Here is a 22,653-nt window from a genome sequence, read left to right on the forward strand (position 1 = left end):
GCAGTACTTTAGGGGCATGGATGCCGAGATCTTCTACGTGCTCGTCGGTGCTGTCGTGGTGGCCGCGATCGCCCGATGGCGCGGCTGGCCGGCGCCGCTCCTCGTCACTGTCGTGGCGCTCGCGGCATCCTTCCTGCCCTTCGTGCCGGATGTCGAGATCGACGGCCATCTGCTGCTGAACCTCGTGCTGCCGCCGCTGCTCTATTCGGCGGCCCTGGACGTCTCGTTCGTCGGCTTCAAGCGCAGCCTCCCGCAGATCCGCCGGCTAGGCATCTGGCTCGTGCTGCTCACGGCGCTCGCGGTGGGGTTCGTGGCCTGGTGGATCATGCCGTCGCTGACCCTGCCGGGCGCCCTGCTGCTCGGCGCGATCGTGGCGCCGCCGGATGCGGTGTCGGCCGCTGCGATCGGCCGCAAGCTCGGTCTGCCGCGCCGCATCATGACCGTGCTCTCGGGCGAGAGTCTGATCAACGATGCGACCTCGCTGACGCTGTACCGCGTGTTCGCGGCGATCCTCGCGGGCGCGACCGTGTCGGTGTGGGGCGGCGTGGGACAGTTCCTGCTGGCCGTCGCCGTGGGTGTCGCGATCGGACTCGTCTTCGGCATCCTGCTGCATCAGCTCCGCATGCGGATCAACGATGCGGTCGTGATCGGGACCTTCGGCCTGCTCGCACCGTTCGGCGCCTATGCGATCGCCGAGCACCTGCTGGGTTCCGGAGTGCTCGCGGTCGTCGCGATGGGCCTGTACGTCGGATACAACTCGCCTCGCACCGACTACACGACCCGCCAGCAGGAGAAGCCGCTCTGGCTGTCGGCCGATCTGCTGCTCGAGAGCTTCGTGTTCGCGTACATCGGTCTGCAGTTCCCCCGGGTGCTCCGCGACCTCGGCGGTGAGTCCGTCGAGCAGATCCTCGTGCTGTCGGGCATCGTGCTGCTGGTCGTGCTCGTGGTGCGTCCGCTGTACATCTATCCGACGAGCGCGTGGGCGAACTTCCAGGACCGCAAGCGCCTTCAGCGCTGGGATCGCGGCGTCGAGAACGGGGAGTTCGAGAAACGTCACGAGAAGTCCCGGCGGTGGGGGCAGTTCACGGCCGACGAGCTGCGCACGCACATCGTGCGCGACCAGATGGCCGGGCTGCAGCTGACCTGGAAGGACAGCGCGGTGATCTCATGGGCCGGTATGCGCGGCGTCGTGACGCTCGCGATCGCTCTCGCGGCCGCCGATCTCGCGACGCTCGACGAAGAGGCCTCGCACGCGATCGTCGTGGTGGCGTTCGTGGTGACCGTGGGCACGCTGCTGCTGCAGGGGCTCACGCTGCCGATGCTGATCCGCCGCCTCGGGATCGAGGGAGACGTCGATCACGACGACGATCAGCGTGCGCTCGCCGCGGTGCGGGAGAAGAGCCGAGAGGCCGGCAAGGCGTTCCTGGCCGAGAAGCGCGTCGAGTGGGAGGCCAAGTACGGCGAGGTCGACCTGGGAGTGTTCGATGCGTTCACGAAGCGCATGACCCGCGTCGAGAAGGACACCGACGACGCGCAGCAGGTCGAGGATGCCGCAGCTCGCCCGTCCTTCGACGACCTGGCTGCCCTGAGCCGGGGATGGCTGCAGGTGCGCCGCGACATCCTTCTCGCGGAGAGGGACGCGGGCAACCTCGATGAAGAGCTCATGCGCGAGCTGATGACGGCGATGGATGCCGAGGAGCTCGCGCTCGACACCCGCGGTGCCACCCGCCAGCAGGGTCGCGCATAGCGGGAGACGGACGAGCGCCCCGCCCCGGAAGGGACGAGGCGCTCGGGCGGTGACGCAGAGAGGTCAGCGGGTGCTGGCCGGCTCGGTCTCGGATGCCGCGGCATCCGCCTCGGGTGCGTCGTCGTCGGCCGAGTCGTCGGCGAACGGCAGGCCCTCGCGGGGCGCGTTGTAGAGCTCCTCGTCGAGGATCCCCTCGCGCTTGGCGACGATGGTGGGCACGAGCGCCTGGCCCGCGACGTTGACCGCGGTGCGGCCCATGTCGAGGATCGGGTCGATCGCGAGCAGCAGGCCGACGCCCTCGAGCGGCAGGCCGAGCGTCGACAGCGTCAGGGTGAGCATCACGGTCGCGCCCGTGGTGCCCGCGGTGGCTGCCGAGCCGACGACTGAGACGAGCACGATCAGCAGGTACTGCACGAGGGTGAGTTCGATGCCGAAGAACTGCGCGACGAAGATCGCGGCGATGGCCGGATAGATGGCGGCGCAGCCGTCCATCTTGGTGGTCGCGCCGAACGGCACGGCGAAGGAGGCGTACGAGCGGGGAACGCCGAGGTTGCGCTCGGTCACGCGCTCGGTGAGGGGCAGGGTGCCGATCGACGAGCGGCTGACGAACGCCAGCTGCACGGCGGGCCAGACGCCCGAGAAGTACTGCCTGATCGACAGGCCGTTGGTCTTCACGAGCACCGGGTAGACGACGAAGAGCACCAGAGCGAGACCGATGTACACGGCGATCGCGAACCAGCCGAGCGAGGCGAGCTTCTCCCAGCCGTACTCGACGACTGCGGCGCCGATCAGGCCGAAGGTGCCGATGGGGGCGATGCGGATGATCCACCACAGCACGCGCTGAATGACCTTGAGCAGCGACTCCGTGAACTCGAGGAAGGGCTCGGCCTTCTTGCCGGCCTTGAGCGCCGCGATGCCGACGGCGACCGCGATCACGATGACCTGCAGGATGTTGAAGTTGACGCTCGAGGAGAACGTGCCCTCGGTCGCGCCGGGGTTGGTGCTGACGCTGAGGCCGAGGAAGTTCTGCGGGATCAGACCGAGCAGGAAGTTCCACCAGGTGCCCACGGTGTAGGGCGCGCTCGGGGCGAGGTCGTCGCCGGCGCGCGACCCGGGCTGGATCACGAGTCCGAGCACGATGCCGATGCTCACGGCGATGAACGCGGTGATCGCGAACCACAGCAGCGTCTGACCGGCCAGGCGTGCGGCGTTCTGCACGCGCCGCAGGTTCGAGATGCTCGCCACGATCGCGGTGAAGATCAGCGGCACGACGGCCGTGCGCAGCAGCGTGACGTACGAACTGCCGATCGTGTCGAGGGTGGCCGAGAGGCCGTTCGGCTCGTCGCCGGTCGCTCCGAGCTGACGGGCGATCAGGCCGGCGGCGATGCCGAGGACGAGTGCGGCGAGGATCTGGAAGCCGAACGACGTCAGCAGCTTCCGGACTGGACCGCGGGTGTCTGGCGCCTTCGTGGCGCGGACGGTGGTGCTCATTGGATCGGGGACTCCAGAATCGGTGCGCGCCGTGTGCGCGCTATCCGTCCACGCTAGGAGCCGCGCCCGCGACCGGAGGCGGAGATGACGAAGGATGACGGATGCCGCAGCATCCGTCATCCTTCGTGGTCGGCCCGGGGGTCAGCCCGCGCACTTCTCCAGGTTGTCGGTGAGGATCTGCGTGGTGAGTGCCTTGTCCTCTTCGCTGGACTGCTTGTCCTCGCCGTTGGCGATGTAGGTGAGGGTCTCGTTGCTCAGGTCGGAGTCGACGAGGGCGTCGGCGAAGCAGGTCGCGACGTCGTCCGTCACGACATCACCGAGTCCCTGCTCTTCGTAGACCTTCTGGATGCCGTCGGCGACGTCGTCGACCGCGGGGCGGGACGTTCCCCCGCAGGCGGCCAGCGAGAAGGCGAGTGCGGCGATGGGCAGAGCCATGAGGATGCGGGAGGGTGTGCGCAGGTTCCGGTCGTTGAGCTTCATGCGGTCAACGCTATCGACCCACAGGAGATTCATAGAAGGGGTTGCGCTGAGCATGCCGTCCGTGATGCTGTCCCGCGGCCGTCACCCGAGGGCGGTCATCGAAACAGGAGCCCCCATCGCGGTCCCCCCTACGCGAGCACCAGCAGGTCGCCGACCTCGCAGTCGAGCGCGTCGCAGATCGCGCGCAGGGTCGAGTACCGGATCGCCCGCGCGCGGTCGTTCTTGAGCACCGACAGGTTGACGATGCTCACCCCGACGCGTGCGCTCAGCTCGGTCAGCGTCATCCCTCGCTCGGCGAGCAGCTCGTCGAGTCGGCAGTGGATGCCGGTGAGCTCGTCGTCGTTCTCCGCCGGGCTCATACGAGACCCCGAGTCTCATCCTCGAGGGCCGCGTTCGTGCGCTGCAGGCGGATGCCCTGACGGAACGCTGCTGCGATGAGGCCCACCGCGACGCCGGTCGCGAAGATCGGGACGATGGACCAGAAGTCGATCGGATGCACCGGCTCGCCCGTGCCGATGCCCACCGCAGCGGACACCCCCTTCAGCCCCAGTTTCTCGAGCAGCACTCCGAACATCGGAGCGAGCACGAGGGTCCAGCCGATCGCGTCGAAGGCCCGTGCGTTGCTCCGCACGAAGAAGCGTCCGCGGAGGAAGTTCCAGGCGACGAGCATCACGCCGACGATGACGATCAGCGGGGCGAGCGCCCAGAGGACGAGAGAGCCGATGATCGCTGCGGTCGAAGCGGCGTCCACCCCGGTGGCGAACACCATCGCCTCCCGAGCGATCCCCTCGACCGACGCGGATCCTGAGCCGACGGTCGCGTCGATCGGCTGCTCGTCGATCGGAATGGACCACGCGATACCTTGATCTCGGAAGGTTCCAAGCACGCGGAGGACGGTGCTGATCGCGGTCACGACCAGAGCGGCTGCGCCGAAGAGGATCACGGTGATCGCATCCGCGGTCTGCGAACGTGTCGCGGTGGTTGTGCTCATCATCAGACGAGCCCGTCCGTGTCGCGCTGCAGCCGGTCGCCGATCACGAAGACCGTGCTGATGAGGGCGAGGACGAAGGCCCCGAGGACGAACGTGAACGGCTCGACGCTGATCACGGCGTTGTCCACCCCGTTGTCGGTGATCCTGGCGACCGTCGCGTTGGCCAGCATGTTGTCGAAGAAGCGCACGGTGGCGAACCCGACCAGGCCGGCGATCCCGGCGGTCGCGACGAGAGCGGTGTTGCGGCGGCTGAAGACGCGGCCGGTCAGCACGCTCCGCGCCAGCAGGATCAGGCATCCGATGACGAGGACGATCGTGAGGATCTGCGCGACCTGCCCGATGATGCCGGGCACGGCGGCGATCGCCGGAAGCTGCGGGGCGGTGATGATCGCACTGTCGAGACCGACCGTGATGGAGTCGCCGGTGCTGAGGGGCAGCTCGACAGGCGCCGTCGAGCCGACGAACTCGACCAGCACGGGCACGTCGACCCCGCGAGCCAGTTCGATGATGCGGATGATCGAGAACACCGTGATGTAGGCGGCGATCAGTGCTCCTGCGATGCAGAAGCCGATCAGGGCTCCGGAATCGCCGCGAGAGATCGTGCGGTCCTTCGTCGAGGTCATCGTCCACTCCTTATCGAGAGTCGTTATTACCGATAATCGTTAACATAACGACTGTCGATAAGTCCGTCAACCCCGGTGGTCCAGGAGACGCGTCACCGGCGGTCACGGCACTATGCCGACGGCGAACACGGGCATACTGCCTGCGCACGGTGGTTACTCTCGATGTACAAGCGCTTCACGCGTCTTCGCCAGTGTCGAACAACACGTGCGAATAAGGAGTCACAGCATGTTCGAGAGATTCACGGACCGAGCCCGTCGAGTGGTCGTCCTCGCCCAAGAAGAGGCGAAGATGCTCAACCACAACTACATCGGCACTGAGCACATCCTGCTCGGCCTCATCCACGAGGGTGAGGGTGTCGCAGCCAAGGCGCTCGAAAGCCTCGGCATCTCCCTTGACGCCGTCCGCGAGCAGGTGCAGGACATCATCGGTCAGGGCCAGCAGCAGCCCACCGGTCACATCCCGTTCACGCCGCGCGCCAAGAAGGTGCTCGAGCTCAGCCTCCGCGAGGCCCTGCAGCTCGGTCACAACTACATCGGAACCGAGCACATCCTGCTCGGCCTCATCCGCGAGGGCGAGGGTGTCGCAGCCCAGGTCCTCGTCAAGCTCGGCGCCGACCTGAACAAGGTCCGCCAGCAGGTCATCCAGCTGCTCTCGGGTGCCCCCGGACGCGAGCCGGCAGCCGTCGGCGCGCAGTCGAACGACACCCCGAGCGCCCAGGGCGGCTCGCAGGTGCTCGACCAGTTCGGCCGCAACCTCACGCAGGCCGCGCGCGACAACAAGCTCGACCCGGTCATCGGGCGCGAGAAGGAGATCGAGCGGGTCATGCAGATCCTGTCTCGCCGCTCCAAGAACAACCCCGTCCTGATCGGCGAGCCCGGCGTCGGCAAGACCGCCGTCGTCGAGGGCCTCGCCCAGGCGATCGTCAAGGGCGATGTGCCCGAGACGCTGAAGGACAAGCAGCTCTACTCGCTCGACCTCGGCTCGCTCATCGCCGGTTCCCGCTACCGCGGTGACTTCGAAGAGCGTCTCAAGAAGGTCACCAAGGAGATCCGCACGCGCGGCGACATCATCGTCTTCATCGACGAGATCCACACCCTCGTGGGTGCGGGTGCCGCCGAGGGCGCGATCGACGCGGCCAGCATCCTCAAGCCGCTCCTCGCACGTGGCGAGCTCCAGACCATCGGCGCCACCACCCTCGACGAGTACCGCAAGCACTTCGAGAAGGATGCCGCTCTCGAGCGCCGCTTCCAGTCGATCCAGGTGAACGAGCCGAGCCTCCCTCACACGATCAACATCCTCAAGGGGTTGCGCGACCGGTACGAGGCGCACCACAAGGTGCAGATCACCGACGGCGCGATCGTCGCGGCATCGAACCTCGCCGACCGCTACGTGTCGGACCGCTTCCTGCCCGACAAGGCCATCGACCTGATCGACGAGGCCGGCGCACGCCTGCGCCTCAGCATCCTGTCGAGCCCGCCCGAGCTGCGCGAATTCGACGAGAAGATCGCCAAGGTCCGCGAGCAGAAGGAAGTCGCGTCCGAGGACCAGGACTTCGAGAAGGCCGCATCGCTGCGCGACGAGGAGAAGAGCCTCCTCGCCGAGCGCCTGCGCCTCGAGAAGCAGTGGCGTTCGGGTGACGTCGCGACCGCTGCGGTCGTCGACGAGGGCCTGATCGCCGAGGTGCTCGCACAGGCCACCGGCATCCCGGTCTTCAAGCTGACGGAAGAGGAGTCCTCGCGACTCGTCTTCATGGAGAAGGCGCTGCACCAGCGCGTCATCGGTCAGGAAGAGGCCATCGCGGCGCTCTCCAAGACGATCCGCCGTCAGCGCGCCGGCCTCAAGGACCCGAAGCGTCCCTCGGGCTCGTTCATCTTCGCCGGCCCCACGGGTGTCGGAAAGACCGAGCTCGCCAAGGCGCTCGCCGAGTTCCTGTTCGACGACGAAGCGGCTCTTATCTCGCTCGACATGAGCGAGTTCGGTGAGAAGCACACCGTCTCGCGTCTGTTCGGTGCCCCTCCCGGATTCGTCGGATTCGAAGAGGGCGGCCAGCTCACCGAGAAGGTGCGCCGCAAGCCGTTCAGCGTGGTGCTGTTCGACGAGATCGAGAAGGCCCACCCGGACATCTTCAACTCGCTGCTGCAGATCCTCGAAGAGGGTCGCCTGACCGATGGTCAGGGCCGCGTGATCGACTTCAAGAACACCGTCATCATCATGACCACCAACCTCGGTGCGCGTGACATCGCCGGTGGTCCGGTCGGATTCCAGATCGAGGGCGTCAACTCGACGAACTACGAGCGGATGAAGGGCAAGGTCAACGAAGAGCTCAAGCGCAACTTCAAGCCCGAGTTCCTCAACCGTGTCGACGACATCATCGTGTTCCCGCAGCTGTCGAAGGAAGAGCTGGTGCAGATCGTCGATCTGTTCACGAAGCGCCTCGGCGAGCGTCTGCTCGACCGCGACATGACGATCGAGCTCTCGCAGGCCGCCAAGGAGCGTCTCATCGAGATCGGGTTCGACCCGGCGCTCGGTGCCCGTCCGCTGCGTCGCGCGATGCAGCACGAGGTCGAGGACCGTCTGTCCGAGAAGATCCTGCACGGCGAGCTGAACCCCGGCGACCACGTGAAGGTCGACGCGAAGGACGGCGAGTTCCTCTTCGAGCACGGTCCCCGTGGCGAGAAGGTCGCGGTCGGCGTCAACACCGGTGGAGCGATCTCCGGCACCCCCGACCTGGCGGTCGCCAGCGGGGAGTGACCTGATCACAGAAGGGGCGGATGCTGTGGCATCCGCCCCTTCTGCATGTCCGGGGGACTCCAGCACTCCGGCATTCCGGGCTCGCTCAGGGTCTGGGGAGGTGACGGGTTCTAGGCTTGACGGTGTGAGCGAGTACATCGTCCGGCCTGCGCGCAGCGCCGACATCATCGGCATCCGGAACCTCCTGCAGCCGATGGTCGAGCAGCGCATCCTGCTCGGCAAGGATCTCGCTGTGCTCTACGGCGCCGTGCAGGAGTTCGTCGTGGCCGAAGCCGACGGCGAGCTGATCGGATGCGGTGCGCTGCACGTCTTCTGGGAGGACCTCGGCGAGGTGCGCACCCTCATGGTCCGCGGGGACTGGCTGCACCACGGCGTCGGCGGCGCGATCGTCGGCGCGCTCGAGGAGCAGGCTCGCGAGCTCGGGCTCAGCCGACTGTTCTGCCTGACCTTCGAGGTCGACTTCTTCGGTCGCCGCGGATACTCGATCATCGGCGAACAGGTCGTCGACCCCGACGTCTACTCTCAGCTGCTGCGCAGCGGCGACGCGGGTGTCGAGGAGTTCCTCGATCTCGCGCATGTCAAGCCGAACACGCTCGGCAACACCAGGATGCTGAAGAGCCTCAACTAACCTGAATCAATGCCTCGCCACTCCGCCGCCGTCTATCGTCGCCGACGATTGGTGACCCTCGTCGCGGCGATCCTGCTCGTCGCCGTCATCGGCGCCGCGGTGTGGCTGCTCCTGGCACGCCCGTGGGCCAGCGCCGCCGAGGCGACGCCCTCGCCGAGCGCCTCGGCCCCGGGATCCCCGTCGCCGGATGCCACGACCTCCGAGCCACCCGCAGCCGAGTCGCCGTCGCCTGAGCCGTCGGCCGATGAGACGCCCGGGATCGTCGCGTGCGAGGCCAAGGACGTCGAGGTGGCTGCCGTGACGGATGCCGATTCGTACGATCCCGGCGTGCTGCCGCAGCTGTCGATCTCGCTGACGAACCGCGGGTCGACCGACTGCGCGATCGACGTGGGGTCGACGACTCAGCGGATGACGGTGTCGAGCGGCACCGATGTCTGGTGGACGTCGACCGACTGCCAGGAGAACCCGAGCAGCATGGTCGCCACGCTCACCGCCGGCGCGACCGTGACGAGCAAGGTGCCGGTCACCTGGGACCGCACGCGGTCGAGCGTCGAGACCTGCGCGGACGAGAATCGGCCGCGAGCTCCCGGCGGCGGAGCGTCGTATCACGTCGCTGTCGAGATCGGCGGCTTCAAGGGCACGACGACGAAGCAGATCCTCCTGTATTGAGGCAAAAACTAGCCAAAGGTCTTGAATACAGTCCTGCACTCAGTTTCGGGTGACACTGCTGTTTCTTTGGGATACCATTGGAGTGACCCTCGCAGACTTGCGGCGCATGCCATCCCCAGTGGCGTCGAGCAGAGCGTCCCCAGCGCTTCGACATGCCGCCCGAGGGTCCGTGGGCCCTCTCGAGTACCCCAGTCCCCAATGGATGACTCGAGAGGGCCCCTTTCTTCTCCCGGCTCGGTTTCGGACCGCGCTGCGGCATCCGCTGAATATGCTGGATGCATGGCAGCGAAGAAGTCGAAATCCGCGAAGAGCAAGCCCGCACCTGAGGATTTCCGGTCGGATGCCCTCGCCCAGGCGTTGGAGAAGCAGGACATCGCCGCGGTCGCTCTCGCACTGCGCCACGGCACCACGGTCGTGCCGCTCGTGAAGCCCGGCGCCCGCGACAACCCTCTCGACAGTGGCGAGGTCTGGACCTATCGCGACCCCAACTCGGGCGATCTGGCGCTGCTGCTGTTCAGCGATGCCAAGAACAAGCCGGCGAACCTCCCGCCAGGGGTCGGCATCTACAGCGCTGAGTGGCTGCGGAAGTTCCTCGGCGCGCACCCGATCACCACGGTATTCCTCGACATCGCGGGACCGCACCCGATGCAAGCCTCGCCCGAAGAGCTGCTCAAGGCCCTCGACGCCTGAGTAGCGGCGCGAGCTCGCTCGCCCAGGCGACCGGCGCAGGCCCCGCGGCCCGTGCCGGGTCACTTTCGCACCGGATGGTCTGTGCGGGGTCAGTTTCGCATCCCGATCGCCCGTTTGGGGTGTGGAAGTGGCCCCGCTTGACGGTGCGGTGCGGAAGTGGCCCCGCATGGCGCTGCGGTGCGGTGCGGAAGTGGCCCCGCATGGCGCTGCGGTGCGGTGCGGAAGTGGCCCCGCGTGCGGTGCGGTGCGGAAGTGGCCCGCTTGACGGTGTTCGACCCGGCTGAGCGCGGGACAGGCGCTCATCGCCGCGAGCTCAGAACGGCGGGATGTCGGCTTCGCTGCGCCTGCTCGTGTTCCGCGCACGCACGTCGTTGAGCGCCGCACGCAGCGTCTTCGAGCGGTCGTCGACCACCTGGTCGTAGCCCAGCCGCGACGCCTCGGACCGACGCTGCGCCGACTGGGTGACGGGGCGGATCTCGCCGGCGAGGCTGAGCTCTCCGACGGCGGCGACCGTGCGAGGCACCGAGATCTGCTGGATCGACCCCGCCACAGCGATCGCGATCGCGAGGTCGGCCGCAGGCTCGGTGAAACGCACCCCGCCGACGGTCGAGACGTAGACGTCGAGGTTGCTCGTCTTGATGCCGGCGCGGCGTTCGAGGATCGCGAGCACCATCGCCACACGCGACGAGTCGAGTCCGTGCACCACCCGACGGGGATTCGGCGCGGTGGTGGTGATCGTCAGCGCCTGCACCTCGACCGGCAGCGCCCTGCGGCCCTCGAGCGAGATCGCGACGCAGGTTCCCGGCTCGGTGGCACCCTGTGAGAGGAAGAGACCGGACGGGTCGGGCACCTCGGAGATGCCCGCACCCGTCATCTCGAAGCAGCCGACCTCGTCGGTCGGACCGAAGCGATTCTTCAGCGCGCGGATGAAACGCAGCGACGTCTGACGGTCGCCCTCGAAGTGGCAGACGACGTCGACGAGATGCTCGAGCACGCGCGGCCCGGCGACGGTGCCGTCTTTCGTCACGTGCCCGACGAGGATGACGGGCAGCCCGCGGTCCTTCGCGACGCGGATCAGCGTGGCCGCCACTTCTCGGACCTGGCTCGGCTGACCGGCCGCGCCGTCGATGAGCGACGACGACACGGTCTGCACCGAGTCGACGATCACGAGCTGCGGGGCGACCTCGTCGATGTGGCCGAGGATCGTCGCGAGGTCGGTCTCGCTCGCCAGGTAGAGCTCGTCGTGCAGCGCGCCTGTGCGCTCGGCGCGCAGGCGCACCTGTGCCGGAGACTCCTCGGCGCTCGCATAGAGCACCCGACGGCCGGAGCGGGCGGCTTGAGCGGCGACCTCGAGCAGCAGCGTCGACTTGCCCACACCCGGCTCTCCGCTGAGCAAAATCGCCGCGCCGGGAACGATGCCCCCGCCGAGCACGCGGTCGAACTCGCCGACCCCGCTCGTGCGACGTGGAGCGTCTTCGGTGGTGATCTGCGTGATGGGTCGCGCGGCCTTCGCCGCGGTCGGCGCGAGCGGCGTGATCCGGCTCAGGATGCCCGTCTGGGTGCCCTGCTCCTGCACGGTTCCCCACTGCTGGCACTCGGCGCAGCGACCCACCCACTTGGCGGTCGTCCACCCGCATTCGGTGCAGATGTACGCAGGAGCAGCGGGTTTTCGGGTGGCCATGCAGCCAGGCTATCGCCGAGATCAGACATCCCTATCGCCTGGGGCATTATTCACGGCCGAACCACCCCATGGCGCCGAGCCCCCGCGGGATACTGGATCCATGGCCAACGGCGGGCCCGTCTGCGGGCCGATCTCGACCTTCTCGCGAGTGCAGATCCTGCACGCGCTGTTCGAAGGCGGCCCCCGCATCGATGGCGACGCCGAGCACGACGGCGGACCCGTGCGGACCCGCGGGGAGCGCACGATCGGCGAGCTGTGCGAGGCCACCGGCCTGCATCCCAACACTGTTCGCGAGCACCTGCAGCGCCTCATCGAAGGCGGCTACGTCATCCAGGCCAGTGAGCGCCGCACCACTCGCGGCCGTCCGCGCACGCTGTACAGCGCAGTGACCGGTGCAGCGGATGCCTCGAGTCCCATCGCCCGCAACAAGGCGAAGGCGGCCGCCGTCCGCGGCGATCTGCTGCGTCGGGTCCTGCCTGCGTCGGCATCCTCTCTCGGTCGCGATGCGACCTACCAGCTGGACGCCCTGATCGAACACTTGGAGGAGAGCGGCTTCGAGCCCGTCGTCGATGACGAGCAGCTCACCGTCGATCTCAGCCCGTGCCCGCATGCCGCGGGTCGCGCCGAAGACCGTCCGATGCTGTGCTCCGTGCACCTCGGCCTCATGCAGGGGGTGCTCACCGAAGCCGGTGGGCCGCTCGCCGCCGAGGCCGTTCGCACCTCCGCCCTGCCGGCGGACTGCACCGTGCAGCTGCGTCTGACGGAGATGTCCGCCGCCTAGGCGCGCATCTGCCTTATTCACGGTCGGCGGCCCATCGGGGGCGGCAGGCCCGTCGTTAGCGTGGCACCCAGGGCACGGAAGAAGGAGTGGCTCATGGAATGGTTGGACCCGCTGGTCCTGTCTCGATGGCAGTTCGGTCTCACGACCGTCTATCACTACCTGTTCGTGCCGCTGACGATCGGCATGGCGCTCGTCGCCGCGATCTTCCAGACCGCGTGGGTGCGCACCGGCAAGGTGCAGTACCTGCACCTCACCCGGTTCTTCGGCAAGATCTTCCTCATCAACTTCGCCATGGGCGTCGTGACGGGCATCGTGCAGGAGTTCCAGTTCGGCATGAACTGGTCGGACTACTCGCGCTTCGTCGGCGACGTCTTCGGCGCCCCGCTCGCGTTCGAGGGGCTGCTCGCCTTCTTCTTCGAGGCCACGTTCATCGGCCTCTGGATCTTCGGATGGGACAAGCTGCCGCAGAAGCTGCACCTCGCCACGATCTGGTGCGTCTCGATCGGCAGCATCCTCTCGGCGTACTTCATCATCGCCGCGAACGCCTTCATGCAGAACCCGGTCGGGTACGTCTTCAACCCCGAGACCAACCGCGCCGAGCTCACCGACTTCTGGGCGCTGCTGACCAACCCGGTCGCGCTCGCCGCCTTCCCGCACACCATCTTCGGCGCGCTGATGTTCGCCGCCGGCGTCGTGATCTCGGTCTCGGCCTGGCACCTGGCACGCGGACAGCACTTCGACACCATGCGCATCTCGCTGAAGTTCGGCCTGTGGGCGATGATCTTCTCGACCGCCGGGGTCGTGCTCACGGGTGATCAGCTGGGCCTCGCGATGTATGCGGCTCAGCCGATGAAGATGGCGGCCGCCGAGGCGACCTTCAACACGGTGTGCGGCCCGGATGCCTCTTTCAGCCTCTTCACGCTGGGCACCCCCGACGGCAGCTCCGAGCTGTTCTCGATCCGCGTGCCGTACCTGCTGTCGCTGCTGTCGACCCACACGTTCGACGCGTGCGTGCACGGCATCAACGACCTCAACGCCGAGTACGCCACCACCTTCGCCGACACCGGACTCACCGAGTTCGCTCCGATCCTCTGGGTCACGTACTGGGCGTTCCGCTGGATGATCGGCCTCGGCATGGCCGCCGCCCTCGTCGCCGTGGTCGGCCTCTGGGTCACCCGCAAGGGCGCAAAGAACCCGCCGGCGCCGTGGATGTGGAAGCTCGCGATCTGGTCGTTCCCGCTCGCGCTCGTCGCCAACATCATGGGCTGGGTCTTCACCGAGATGGGCAGGCAGCCCTGGATCGTCTTCGGACTCATGACCACGCAGGACGGCGTCTCGCCGGGCGTCAGCGGCGTCGAGGTGCTGATCTCGCTGATCGCCTTCACCGCGATCTACGCCGCGCTCGCCGTGGTCGAGATCCGCCTCATCATCCGTGCGGCCCAGAAGGGTCCGGACACCGAAGAGCAGCCCCACGAGGAGACGGCCCAGCTGCCGTCCGTCGTGTACTGAGAAAGGGATCAGTCATGGAATACATGTGGTTCTGGATCGTCGCCTTCCTCTTCGTCGGCTACTTCGTGCTCGACGGGTTCGACTTCGGCGTGGGCATGTCGCTGCCGTTCCTCGGTAAGAACGACGTCTCGCGTCGCCAGGTCATCAACACGATCGGCCCCATCTGGGATCTCAACGAGACCTGGGTGATCGTCGCCGGCGCCTGCCTGTTCGCGTCGTTCCCCGAGTGGTACGCGACGCTGTTCAGCGGGTTCTACCTGCCGCTGCTGCTGATCCTGCTCGCGCTGATCCTGCGCGGGGTGTCGTTCGAGTACCGGCACCAGCGTGAGGGCGCTCAGTGGAAGCGCGGCTTCGACCGGATGATCGTGATCGGCTCGGCCGTGCCCGCGCTGCTGTGGGGTGTCGCGTTCGGCAACATCGTGCAGGGCGTGGCGATCGACGAGAACCACATCTACGTGGGCGGGTTCTTCGCACTGCTGAACCCGTATTCGCTGCTCGTCGGCATCACGACGCTGCTGCTGTTCTTCCTGCACGGCGTGCTGTTCGTCTCGCTCAAGACCGACGGCCAGGTGCACGCGGACGCTCGTCGTCTGGTCAAGCTCGCCGCCGGGCCGACGGTGCTCGCCGCCGCTGGCACCGTGCTCTGGACGATCGGCATCGCCTGGGATCGTGAGTCTCCGCTCATGCTGATGGTCATCGGATGCGGTCTCGTCGCCGCGCTCGCCCTGATCGCGTCGGTGCTCTTCTCGATGCGCGGACGTGACGGACGGGCCTTCACGGCGGGCGCCGTCACCGTGGCATCCGCTGTCGTGATGCTGTTCGCGGCGCTGTTCCCCTACGTGATGCCGTCGACGATCGACCCGGCCTTCAGCCTCACGATCGAGAACGCCTCGAGCACGCCGTATACGCTGACGATCATGAGCTGGACCGCCCTGATCGCCCTGCCGCTGGTGCTCGCGTACCAGACCTGGACGTACTGGATCTTCCGCAAGCGCGTCACCCGCAGCTCGATCGAGGGGGCTCCGGCGCACGCGTGAGACACGACTTCTGCTCCGGTCGCAGTTCGTGCCGCCTCTCTGATCGGGGAGCGGCACGAACTGCGACCGGAGCGACCTGTCGGGCCCTCGCTGCGGAGATGGCGCGATGAAGCCCGTCGACCCTCGACTGCTGCGGTATGCCGCCGCGGCGCGCGGATTCCTGCTGGCTTCGGCCCTGATCGGTGTCGCTCAGACGGCGGTGACGATCGCGTTCGCCTGGATGCTGACGGATGCCGTCACCGGCGCGCTCGCCGGCCGCGACGTCACGGCATCGCTGCTGTGGCTGCTCGGGCTCGCGGCACTGCGTGGGGTGCTGATCGCGGCCTCGGATGCCGCCGGGACCCGCGCCGCGGCGAAGACGGGGATGCAGTTGCGCGCCGCGTTGATCGGCGCCGTCGGTCGCCTCGGGCCGAGCTGGCTCGCGCAGCGCAATCAGGCGGAGCTCGCCGTCACCGCGGGACACGGGCTCGAAGCTCTCGACTCGTACTTCGCCCGGTACATCCCGCAGCTGGTGCTGACGGTCATCGCGACGCCGGTTCTGGTGGCCGTGATGTGGTGGCAGGACTGGCCGAGCGGGCTGACCGCGGTCATCACGCTGCCGCTCATCCCGCTGTTCCTGATCCTCATCGGCATCGCCACCCGCACGGTGCAGCGCAAGCAGTGGCAGACGCTGCAGCGGCTCGCCGCGCGGTTCGCCGACACCGTGCAGGGCCTCTCGACGCTGCGCCTCTTCGGACGTGAGCGCCGCGCCGCTGCGCAGATCGAGCAGACGGCCGAGGACTACCGCCGCGAGACCATGAAGGTGCTGCGGTTCTCGTTCCTGTCGGGCTTCGCGATGGAGCTGCTGGCCTCGCTCGCGGTGGCGCTCATCGCCGTGGCGGTGGGCTTCCGGCTGCTGTCGGGTGACCTGTCGCTCGAGGTCGGACTGTTCGTGCTGCTGCTCGCGCCCGAGGCGTTCCTGCCGATCCGCCAGGTCGGAGTGCAGTTCCATGCGGCAGCCGAGGGGGTTGCGGCGACCGAGGATGTGTTCGAGGTGCTCGACGCGGCCGGGGCTCGGGAGGTCGGCGTTCACAATTCAGCACGGAACCGTGGCACGGTGTCGGGAGAAGAGCTGCGCGCTGATTTTGGCCGTGTTCATGCTGAATTGCGAACGGGCGACGCGCGAGACCTCGTCGTCTCCGGTCTGCGCGTGCGCGATCTGCCGCCGGTCTCGTTCACAGCCGAGCCGGGAACCATCACGCTGATCGAGGGGCCGAGCGGCGCAGGCAAGTCGAGTCTGCTCGCGGCTCTGCGCGGTGCCGTCGAGTTCGAAGGCTCGGCTGCGGTCGCCGGAGTCGATGTGCGAGGTCGCGCGCCGTCGGAGTGGCTGGCCTGGAGCGGACAGCGCCCTCAGCTGAGTCGCGGCACGATCGCCGCGAATGTGGCGCTGGGGGATCCGGCACCGGATGCCGACGGCATCCGCCGTGCCCTGGATGAGGCGTGCGCGAACGACCTCGACCCTGCGCTCGAGCTGGGTGTGCAGGGCAGCGGGCTCTCGGGCGGACAGGCGCAGCGGGTCGCGGTCGCGCGGGCGCTGTATCGCCAGGCGCAGCGCCCCGACGCCGTGCTGGCGCTCGATGAACCGTCCAGTGCCTTGGACCCGGAGACCGAGCAGCGTCTGTGGAACTCACTGCGTGCGAGGGCGGATGCCGGGGCGACGGTGCTGCTCGTCTCGCACCGCCGGTCGGCACGGGACGTGGCCGATCAGGTCGTCGAACTGGGGGTGGGCGTGTGAGCGGCGCCAGCTCCGCCGCGCGTGTGCGCGGCATCCTGCGTCTCGCGCAACCGCCGCTTCGTCGCTTCCTCCCGGGCGCGATCTGGGGCTTCCTGTCGGCGGGGGCCGCGGTGAGCCTGCTCGCAGTGAGCGGCTGGCTCATCGTCAGCGCCTCGATCGTCGACTCGCTCGTGCCGCTGTCGATCGCCGTGGTGGGCGTGCGGTTCTTCGCGGTCTCGCGCGCCGTCACCCGGTATCTCGAGCGGCTGAGCGGACACGACGCGGCGCTGCGGCAGCTCGCGTCGACCCGCGCCGACATGGTGCGGCGGCTGACTCCGCTGTCGCCTGCCGGACTCGGACGCACCGACCGCGGGCGGGTGCTGTCGGCTCTGGTCGACGACGTCGAGAATCTGCAGAACCTGCCGCTGCGCGTGGTTCAGCCGCTCGCGGTGGCGGGGCTCGTGGCGCTCGGTGCAGTGGGGTTCCTCGCGTTCGTGTCGCTACCGGCTGCCCTGACCCTGGCCGCCTGTCTGGTGATCGCCGCAGCCGCGGCGATCGGACTCGGGTGGCTGTTCGGGTCGCGCGCCGAGGCCGCTGTCTCGCGTCGTCGAGGCGACCTGTCGGCGGCGCTCACCGACTACTTCGGCTCGCTCGACGTGCTGCTCACCTACGGAGCAGAGCCGCAGGCCCGCGAGCGGGTGCGGCAGGCGGATGCCGAGCTCCGCCGCGCCGTCGGCACAGCGTCGCTGGCACAGGCGATCGCGGCGGGGGCCGTCTCTGCGGTGGCGGGCGCCGCATCGGTCTGGGCGCTGGCTGTCGCGGCGCCGGGCCTGCAGACCGGCGCGATCGACGGCCCGTGGCTGGCCGTCGCCGTGCTGGTGCCCATGGTCGTGTTCGAGGTGTTCGGCGCCGTGCCGATCGCCGCGGCATCCTGGCGCAGTGTGCGGTCGAGCGCCGAGCGCATCGACGACGTGCTTCCTTCCGAGGTGCCCTCCGAGTTGCGGTCCGACGATGGTGACGATGCCGAGATCGACGGCGTTCCCGCGCTGCGGCTGCGAGGCGTACGGGCGTGGTGGCCGGGCGGGGCGCCCGCGCTGCGCGGAGTCGATCTCGATCTGCATCCGGGCGAGCGTGTGCTCGTGTCGGGACCGAGCGGTGCGGGGAAGAGCTCGCTGGCCGCAGCGCTCGTCGGATTCCTGCGGGTCGAGGGTGAGTATTCCGTCGGCGGCATGGATGCATCGGCGCTCTCGGGTCCTGCGCTACGCCGCACGATCGGGCTGTGCGAGCAGAGTCCGCAGCTGTTCGACGAGGACATCCGGCAGAATCTGCTGTTCGCCCGTGACTCGGCGACCGACGACGAGCTGCTCGCCGTGCTCGACAGAGTCGGACTCGGCTCGTGGGTGCGCGAGCGTGGGGGACTGGATGCGCGAGTCGGCGACCGTGGTGGCCTCGTGTCGGGCGGTCAGGCGCAGCGCATCGCCCTGGCTCGAGCTCTGCTGCGCGGCTTCCCGGTGCTCGTGCTCGACGAGCCGACGGCGGGAGTCGACCCGGACGCATCCGATGCTCTGCTGCGTGATCTGCTGCAGGCGGCGGGGGAGCAGTCGGTACTGCTGATCTCGCATGTCGCTCCACCTGCGGGAACCGTTGACCGGGTCGTCAGGTTGGAAGACGGGCGCGCGGTTTCGGGGTGAGTCAGGGGGCCGTCGTCCCCGTCCGTGGGTCTGGCGTGCTGGCACAAGTTCGGATGATGGGGGCGCCGCGCCGTGGCATCCGTCGTCCCGTCCGGTGTGTCGGTCTCGGGGTCCGAAGGTGTGCTCGCTGCGGCGGCGAAGTTCTCCGTGCATAGCGTCCGTTTGCTGGACCTGGGCATGGATGCCGGGTCGAGAACCGGGCTCTGGTCCTGCAGACGTGCTTCGGCCCTGCAGACGGTCAGTCGACGGAGTGGGCGGACGCTACCGGGGCGGGGCGCTCCGGGATCGCGAATCAGACGTTGAGGTCTGCGCGCGGCTCCATCACGATGCCCTGGGCCTCGAAGACGCGGCGGCGCTCCTCGATGCGTCGGTGCAGTTCGATCTGCGCGTCGTCGACGAGCTGCGGCTCGAGCGCGACGGTGGCCGGGCGCGGGTCGCCGTGGTTGGCCTCGATGTAGGCGTCGAGCTCGGGGCCCGAGGTCCACGACGTGATGAGGGCGTAGCGCGGGGCGGTGCCCCGGTGCCAGACCGCGTGCCAGAAGCGCTGGGTGTCGACGATGATGCGGGAGCCCTCGCGCAGCGGCAGGCGGATCTCGGTCGCGGGGTCGAACCGGTCGGAGCGCAGCAGGAGCAGCGAGTCGGTGTCGTCGGAGAGGTTGTAGTAGCCGCGCACGACCCAGCCGGTGCCGTCTTCGTTGAGGCGGTTGTTGTCGTCCTGGTGCAGGTTGTAGACGGCATCCGCGTACTCGTTGGGCTGCAGCTCGATGACGCGGCATCGGCCCACTCCGGCACCTGGTTCGAGGGCGCGCCGCTGCAGGGTCGGGGCGATCGCGACCTGCGATTCGATCCAGACGCCGTCCTTGTCGGTGCGGGGCGGGGTGTGGTTCCAGAAGCCGTTGCACTCGATCGCGCCGGCATAGCTCGCGAGCGGCGCGAAGCGGGTGACGCCGGATGAGCGCCAGCCGATGTACTCGAGATCAAGCCACTCGGCAGGGTCGGACGCCTGGTCGTGGTCGTCGAGCACCACGTAGCCGGTCTCAGCCAGCGCCTCTGATGTGATGAAGCCCATTGCGTCCCCTCCGTGCCCGGTGCCTTAGGCCATCCTAACCAGGCGGCTCGATGGCCGACGGGGAGCGCAACCGGACAAAAGCCCGCGCCGGTACTCGCCTGACTGCTCGATTCGCGCCGTGGCGCGGGTTGTCGTAAGCTAGTCCGCGGTGACGTGTCCGAGCGGCCGAAGGTGCAACACTCGAAATGTTGTGTAGGTTAATCCCTACCGTGGGTTCAAATCCCACCGTCACCGCCACCACGAAGGCCCCGAATCCCCTGGAAACACTGGGATGCGGGGCCTTCGTCATGTGTCGAGGCTGTAGTGCAGTAACGCAGCGGTAACGCGAGAATAACTCAGGTCGACCACTTCGCCGACTGCGAGTTCGAGGACTCCCAATCCCGTCGCTGCTCCGCCTTCATGGCTTCCTGGATGCGGCGGTCGAGATCGTCAAGCTCGGCAAGGACTTCGGATGCAGCCCACACCCGGTCCTTCTTCCGTCCGGTGATCTCCTCGAGGAAGCCGGCGCCGACGAGTTGATCGATCACACTGTACGTTTGGCGGGTGGTGGTGCCTGAGGTGGCGGCGCCGATCTCGTGCATAGACATGACGGGGTGGTCATAGAACGCGACGGTCTCGGCTGAGGAGCCAGCGTGGGGCTTGAGCTCTGCGCGCCACTCGTCGGGCACGACTTTGAGCCGTGCGATCGAGTCGCGGGACGCGGTGGCTACGAAGCGGGCTGACTTGGCGAACAGAAAGATGAGCGGCGCGGGGTCGCCGAGCCGGTACGAGCCGAGCGCGGTGAAGTAGTCGTCGCGCCGGGCGAGCAGCCCGCTGGCGAGGGGGACCACCGCGTTCTTGGTGACGTCGCGACGCCGGAGCGCGGGGCGCACCGACCCAAATACTGGCTGGCCTCCGGACCAGAAGACGAACTACAGCGGGCGCGGGATGACGTCGCGAGAAGACCGCACCCAGCAACGATCATGTGCCTAGAATTACCACGCGGGTCACTGATCTTGTCGGCGTCAGCGCCGCCGACCTCGGCGACAGCGACAGCGATCGTGACAGCGACGGCCTTCGCGCCAGGGGTCACCGCGGACCCGCCTCGATCGCTGCCTTCCACCGCGGTGGAGCAGTGCTTTCACGGATCACCAGCTCGGTCGAGAGCTCGATCCGGTCCGAGTCGATGAAGTCGCCGTGGTCTCGCCGGACGAGTGCCTGGACGGCGAGCTGTGCGAGCTGTTCCAGCGGTTGGCGCACGGTGGTGAGCAAGGGGGTCATCCAGGTCGACTCGGTCGTGGATGCCCTCTCTCGGCTCGCCTCGACGATGCCGATGGGACCAGGACTCGAAGAGGGAAATGTCCTCGGACCTCTTCAGAATCAGAGGCAATTCGACATCGTTAGCCGCCTCATCGACGAGGCGCGGTCCGGAGGAGCCAAAGTCGTCACCGGTGGTGCACCCGCCGAAGGCCTCGGTCCGCTCTTCTACCAGCCCACAGTCGTCGTCGACATCGCAGACGACGCTTCTCTCGTCGTCGAGGAGCAGTTCGGCCCGGTCATTCCCGTGCTGCGGTACTTCGACATCGACGACGCTGTCGCACGGGCGAACAGCTCGTCGCAGGGGCTCGGGGCATCCGTCTGGTCGGCTGACATCGATGCTGCCCTCGACGTAGCCGCTCGTCTGCAGGCTGGGACTGTGTGGATCAATCAGCACGGCGCGCTCAATCCACAGGTTCCGTTTGGCGGCACCAAACAGTCCGGATACGGCCAGGAGTTCGGGGTAGCGGGGCTCAAAGCCGTCGCGGCCCCGAAGGTTATCTCGCGGTGAGAAAAACCCTCTATGGCCACTCCTTTCCTTCTCGGGGAGAGTGACGGGCGTCGGAGCCGACGACGACCCGGCGCGGGTGACGCCATCGAGAGCCACTAGGGTGCCATCCGGCGACCTGGAACCAGTCGCCGGCAGAGGCGGACGGGGCGAGAGGACGGCGATCGTGCCGAGAACACGGCGCCGGCGGAGCCAGACCACTCCGGTGGAGATCGCGACCGCGGTCGCGAGCCGGTTGAGGCTGCTCACGCCCGCGTGTCCACCCTCGACCCAGCACTACCACTGATCGCCGTGATCTCGTCGCGACTCCACGCCGAGGGCCAGGGGGAGAGGCACCCGGCCCGGGACCCCATCGAGTTCGGTCTCCCCGCAGCGGACGAGCGAGGCGTGTCGGGAAGTTCTCCAGAATCACGGCCAGTCGGTGTTCAGGTCTCCGCGGAGAGGGTGAGTGGGACTCGCTCTTCGTGCGGTGTGCGGACTGACGAATCATGAACGAGTGAATTGCATGGGAGGCAAAGTATTGAGAATATGGTGGAAACCGCACGAAAGTAATTCAGTAGTTGACGAACTACGCCGCGTTCCGTAGTCTGACATTGACGCTGGTCAAGGCAGGACGGCGAGTTGGTTGGTCGTTCGAGTGACCAAATAGTCGGCAACGAAGGAGTGGCAGACGGTGAATCACGAGGATCTGACGCGGCATCTGATCGCACTGGAGCGAAGGGTCGAGGATCTCGAGTCGACTCAGGCCATAGCCGCGCTTCATCACAAGTACATTCGTGACCTGGCGGCGCGCGATTGGCGAGCGGTGTCTTCCGCCTACACCGAGGACGCGCTCTGCGACATCCGTCATCACGGAGTGCACCGAGGTCGTGAGGCCATCGATGCCATGTTCACGAGGGACTTGGTTCCTGTCGTGCAGAGCAACGATGGGTACATTCTGTCGTCGCCGGACATCGTGGTCGATGGAGATGCAGCGCGCGGCACGTGGACGTGGCATCGACTGCAGGCGGACTTCAAGACTTCGCTCGGCATGCTTCGCGTCTGGGGGCCGTGGTCGGAAGGCCGTTACGAGACTGAGTACGTCCGGGAGAACGGGGAATGGAAGATCTCCAAGCTCTGGTTCCGCGTTCACGCGCCCGATCATGACGAGGAGATGGTCGAGGTCGGTGCTGCTGGTGGCGTCATCGGGGGCGGTCTGCGACGGCGTTGAAGCTCAGTACTTGCCGTTCAGCGGGCGCGAACCCGCGACGACTTCTG

General features: G+C 67.7%; 21 protein-coding genes and 1 tRNA gene. 13 read left to right on the forward strand and 9 right to left on the reverse strand.

Annotated features, from left to right (window positions below; genetic code table 11):
- Positions 1-16 precede the first annotated feature (16 nt).
- Positions 17-1,747 (forward strand): cation:proton antiporter, encoded by a 1,731-nt coding sequence (locus tag ASE34_RS12975; RefSeq protein ID WP_056279316.1) that lies wholly within the window; start codon positions 17-19, stop codon positions 1,745-1,747.
- Positions 1,748-1,810: 63 nt separating this feature from the next.
- Here ASE34_RS12975 and ASE34_RS12980 read toward each other — a convergent pair whose 3' ends face one another.
- The 5 genes from ASE34_RS12980 to ASE34_RS13000 all read right to left on the reverse strand — a co-directional run bounded on the left by ASE34_RS12980 (position 1,811) and on the right by ASE34_RS13000 (position 5,332).
- Complete coding sequence (locus ASE34_RS12980) at positions 1,811-3,238, reverse strand: dicarboxylate/amino acid:cation symporter (RefSeq protein WP_056279319.1); 1,428 nt, start codon at positions 3,236-3,238, stop codon at positions 1,811-1,813.
- Between the two features lie 141 nt (positions 3,239-3,379).
- Positions 3,380-3,718 (reverse strand): hypothetical protein, encoded by a 339-nt coding sequence (locus ASE34_RS12985; RefSeq protein ID WP_053097737.1) that lies wholly within the window; start codon positions 3,716-3,718, stop codon positions 3,380-3,382.
- A 128-nt stretch (positions 3,719-3,846) separates the two neighbouring features.
- A complete protein-coding gene (locus ASE34_RS12990; RefSeq protein ID WP_053097736.1) occupies positions 3,847-4,077 on the reverse strand; it encodes a helix-turn-helix domain-containing protein in 231 nt (76 codons plus the stop codon).
- Positions 4,074-4,709, reverse strand: a complete 636-nt coding sequence (locus ASE34_RS12995; protein ID WP_056279321.1) for a hypothetical protein — start codon at positions 4,707-4,709, stop codon at positions 4,074-4,076. The genes ASE34_RS12990 and ASE34_RS12995 overlap by 4 nt, the downstream gene beginning before the upstream one ends.
- 2 nt (positions 4,710-4,711) lie before the next feature.
- Entirely contained in the window at positions 4,712-5,332 is a 621-nt protein-coding gene (locus tag ASE34_RS13000) for a DUF2975 domain-containing protein (RefSeq protein ID WP_056279323.1), read from the reverse strand.
- A 226-nt stretch (positions 5,333-5,558) separates the two neighbouring features.
- Here ASE34_RS13000 and ASE34_RS13005 point away from each other — a divergent pair, with 226 nt between their 5' ends.
- The 4 genes from ASE34_RS13005 to ASE34_RS13020 all read left to right on the forward strand — a co-directional run bounded on the left by ASE34_RS13005 (position 5,559) and on the right by ASE34_RS13020 (position 10,071).
- Positions 5,559-8,084 carry an ATP-dependent Clp protease ATP-binding subunit gene (locus ASE34_RS13005; protein ID WP_053097733.1) on the forward strand — a complete coding sequence of 842 codons (2,526 nt, stop codon included), beginning with the start codon at positions 5,559-5,561 and terminating at the stop codon, positions 8,082-8,084.
- A 124-nt stretch (positions 8,085-8,208) separates the two neighbouring features.
- A complete protein-coding gene (locus ASE34_RS13010; RefSeq protein ID WP_042539928.1) occupies positions 8,209-8,712 on the forward strand; it encodes an amino-acid N-acetyltransferase in 504 nt (167 codons plus the stop codon).
- 9 nt (positions 8,713-8,721) lie between these two features.
- Positions 8,722-9,381: a hypothetical protein gene (locus ASE34_RS13015; protein ID WP_056279324.1), complete on the forward strand. Its 660-nt coding sequence runs from the start codon at positions 8,722-8,724 to the stop codon at positions 9,379-9,381.
- A 279-nt stretch (positions 9,382-9,660) separates the two neighbouring features.
- The gene (locus tag ASE34_RS13020) at positions 9,661-10,071 is read left to right on the forward strand and encodes a hypothetical protein (protein WP_053097730.1); all 411 of its coding nucleotides are present in this window, start codon (positions 9,661-9,663) and stop codon (positions 10,069-10,071) included.
- Positions 10,072-10,384: 313 nt separating this feature from the next.
- Here the strand turns inward: ASE34_RS13020 and radA are convergent, their stop codons facing one another.
- On the reverse strand, positions 10,385-11,752 hold the full coding sequence (gene radA / locus ASE34_RS13025) for a DNA repair protein RadA (protein WP_056279326.1): 1,368 nt from the start codon (positions 11,750-11,752) through the stop codon (positions 10,385-10,387).
- 100 nt (positions 11,753-11,852) lie between these two features.
- Here radA and ASE34_RS13030 point away from each other — a divergent pair, with 100 nt between their 5' ends.
- From ASE34_RS13030 to cydC, 5 genes are all read left to right on the forward strand, one after another.
- A complete protein-coding gene (locus ASE34_RS13030) occupies positions 11,853-12,533 on the forward strand; it encodes an ArsR family transcriptional regulator (protein ID WP_056279328.1) in 681 nt (226 codons plus the stop codon).
- Positions 12,534-12,626: 93 nt separating this feature from the next.
- Positions 12,627-14,042 (forward strand): cytochrome ubiquinol oxidase subunit I, encoded by a 1,416-nt coding sequence (locus tag ASE34_RS13035; protein ID WP_053097727.1) that lies wholly within the window; start codon positions 12,627-12,629, stop codon positions 14,040-14,042.
- Positions 14,043-14,056: 14 nt separating this feature from the next.
- A complete protein-coding gene (gene cydB, locus ASE34_RS13040; protein ID WP_056279330.1) occupies positions 14,057-15,079 on the forward strand; it encodes a cytochrome d ubiquinol oxidase subunit II in 1,023 nt (340 codons plus the stop codon).
- Positions 15,080-15,185: 106 nt separating this feature from the next.
- Positions 15,186-16,853, forward strand: a complete 1,668-nt coding sequence (gene cydD / locus ASE34_RS13045; RefSeq protein WP_056279332.1) for a thiol reductant ABC exporter subunit CydD — start codon at positions 15,186-15,188, stop codon at positions 16,851-16,853.
- The gene (gene cydC, locus ASE34_RS13050; RefSeq protein WP_082586641.1) at positions 16,850-18,523 is read left to right on the forward strand and encodes a thiol reductant ABC exporter subunit CydC; all 1,674 of its coding nucleotides are present in this window, start codon (positions 16,850-16,852) and stop codon (positions 18,521-18,523) included. The genes cydD and cydC overlap by 4 nt, the downstream gene beginning before the upstream one ends.
- Before the next feature lie 292 nt (positions 18,524-18,815).
- On the opposite strand, the gene ASE34_RS13055 is transcribed toward cydC, so the two are convergent.
- Positions 18,816-19,592, reverse strand: coding sequence for a hypothetical protein (locus ASE34_RS13055; protein ID WP_056279334.1), 777 nt, complete (start codon positions 19,590-19,592; stop codon positions 18,816-18,818).
- 147 nt (positions 19,593-19,739) lie between these two features.
- Here ASE34_RS13055 and ASE34_RS13060 point away from each other — a divergent pair.
- Positions 19,740-19,829 (forward strand) — tRNA-Ser (locus tag ASE34_RS13060).
- 98 nt (positions 19,830-19,927) lie between these two features.
- Here the strand turns inward: ASE34_RS13060 and ASE34_RS13065 are convergent.
- Both ASE34_RS13065 and ASE34_RS17630 read right to left on the reverse strand, forming a co-directional pair.
- Entirely contained in the window at positions 19,928-20,464 is a 537-nt protein-coding gene (locus ASE34_RS13065) for a hypothetical protein (protein WP_056279336.1), read from the reverse strand.
- 196 nt (positions 20,465-20,660) lie between these two features.
- Positions 20,661-20,852, reverse strand: a complete 192-nt coding sequence (locus tag ASE34_RS17630) for a substrate-binding domain-containing protein (protein WP_082586642.1) — start codon at positions 20,850-20,852, stop codon at positions 20,661-20,663.
- On the opposite strand from ASE34_RS17630, the gene ASE34_RS13070 reads away from it, so the two are divergent.
- Together ASE34_RS13070 and ASE34_RS13075 are read left to right on the forward strand one after the other, a co-directional pair.
- Positions 20,836-21,399, forward strand: coding sequence for an aldehyde dehydrogenase family protein (locus ASE34_RS13070; RefSeq protein ID WP_230100475.1), 564 nt, complete (start codon positions 20,836-20,838; stop codon positions 21,397-21,399). The genes ASE34_RS17630 and ASE34_RS13070 overlap by 17 nt on opposite strands.
- Positions 21,400-22,069: 670 nt before the next feature.
- A complete protein-coding gene (locus ASE34_RS13075) occupies positions 22,070-22,606 on the forward strand; it encodes a nuclear transport factor 2 family protein (RefSeq protein WP_056279339.1) in 537 nt (178 codons plus the stop codon).
- Positions 22,607-22,653 lie beyond the last annotated feature (47 nt).

This window comes from Microbacterium sp. Root280D1 (genome assembly GCF_001428975.1).
Classification (GTDB): domain Bacteria; phylum Actinomycetota; class Actinomycetes; order Actinomycetales; family Microbacteriaceae; genus Microbacterium.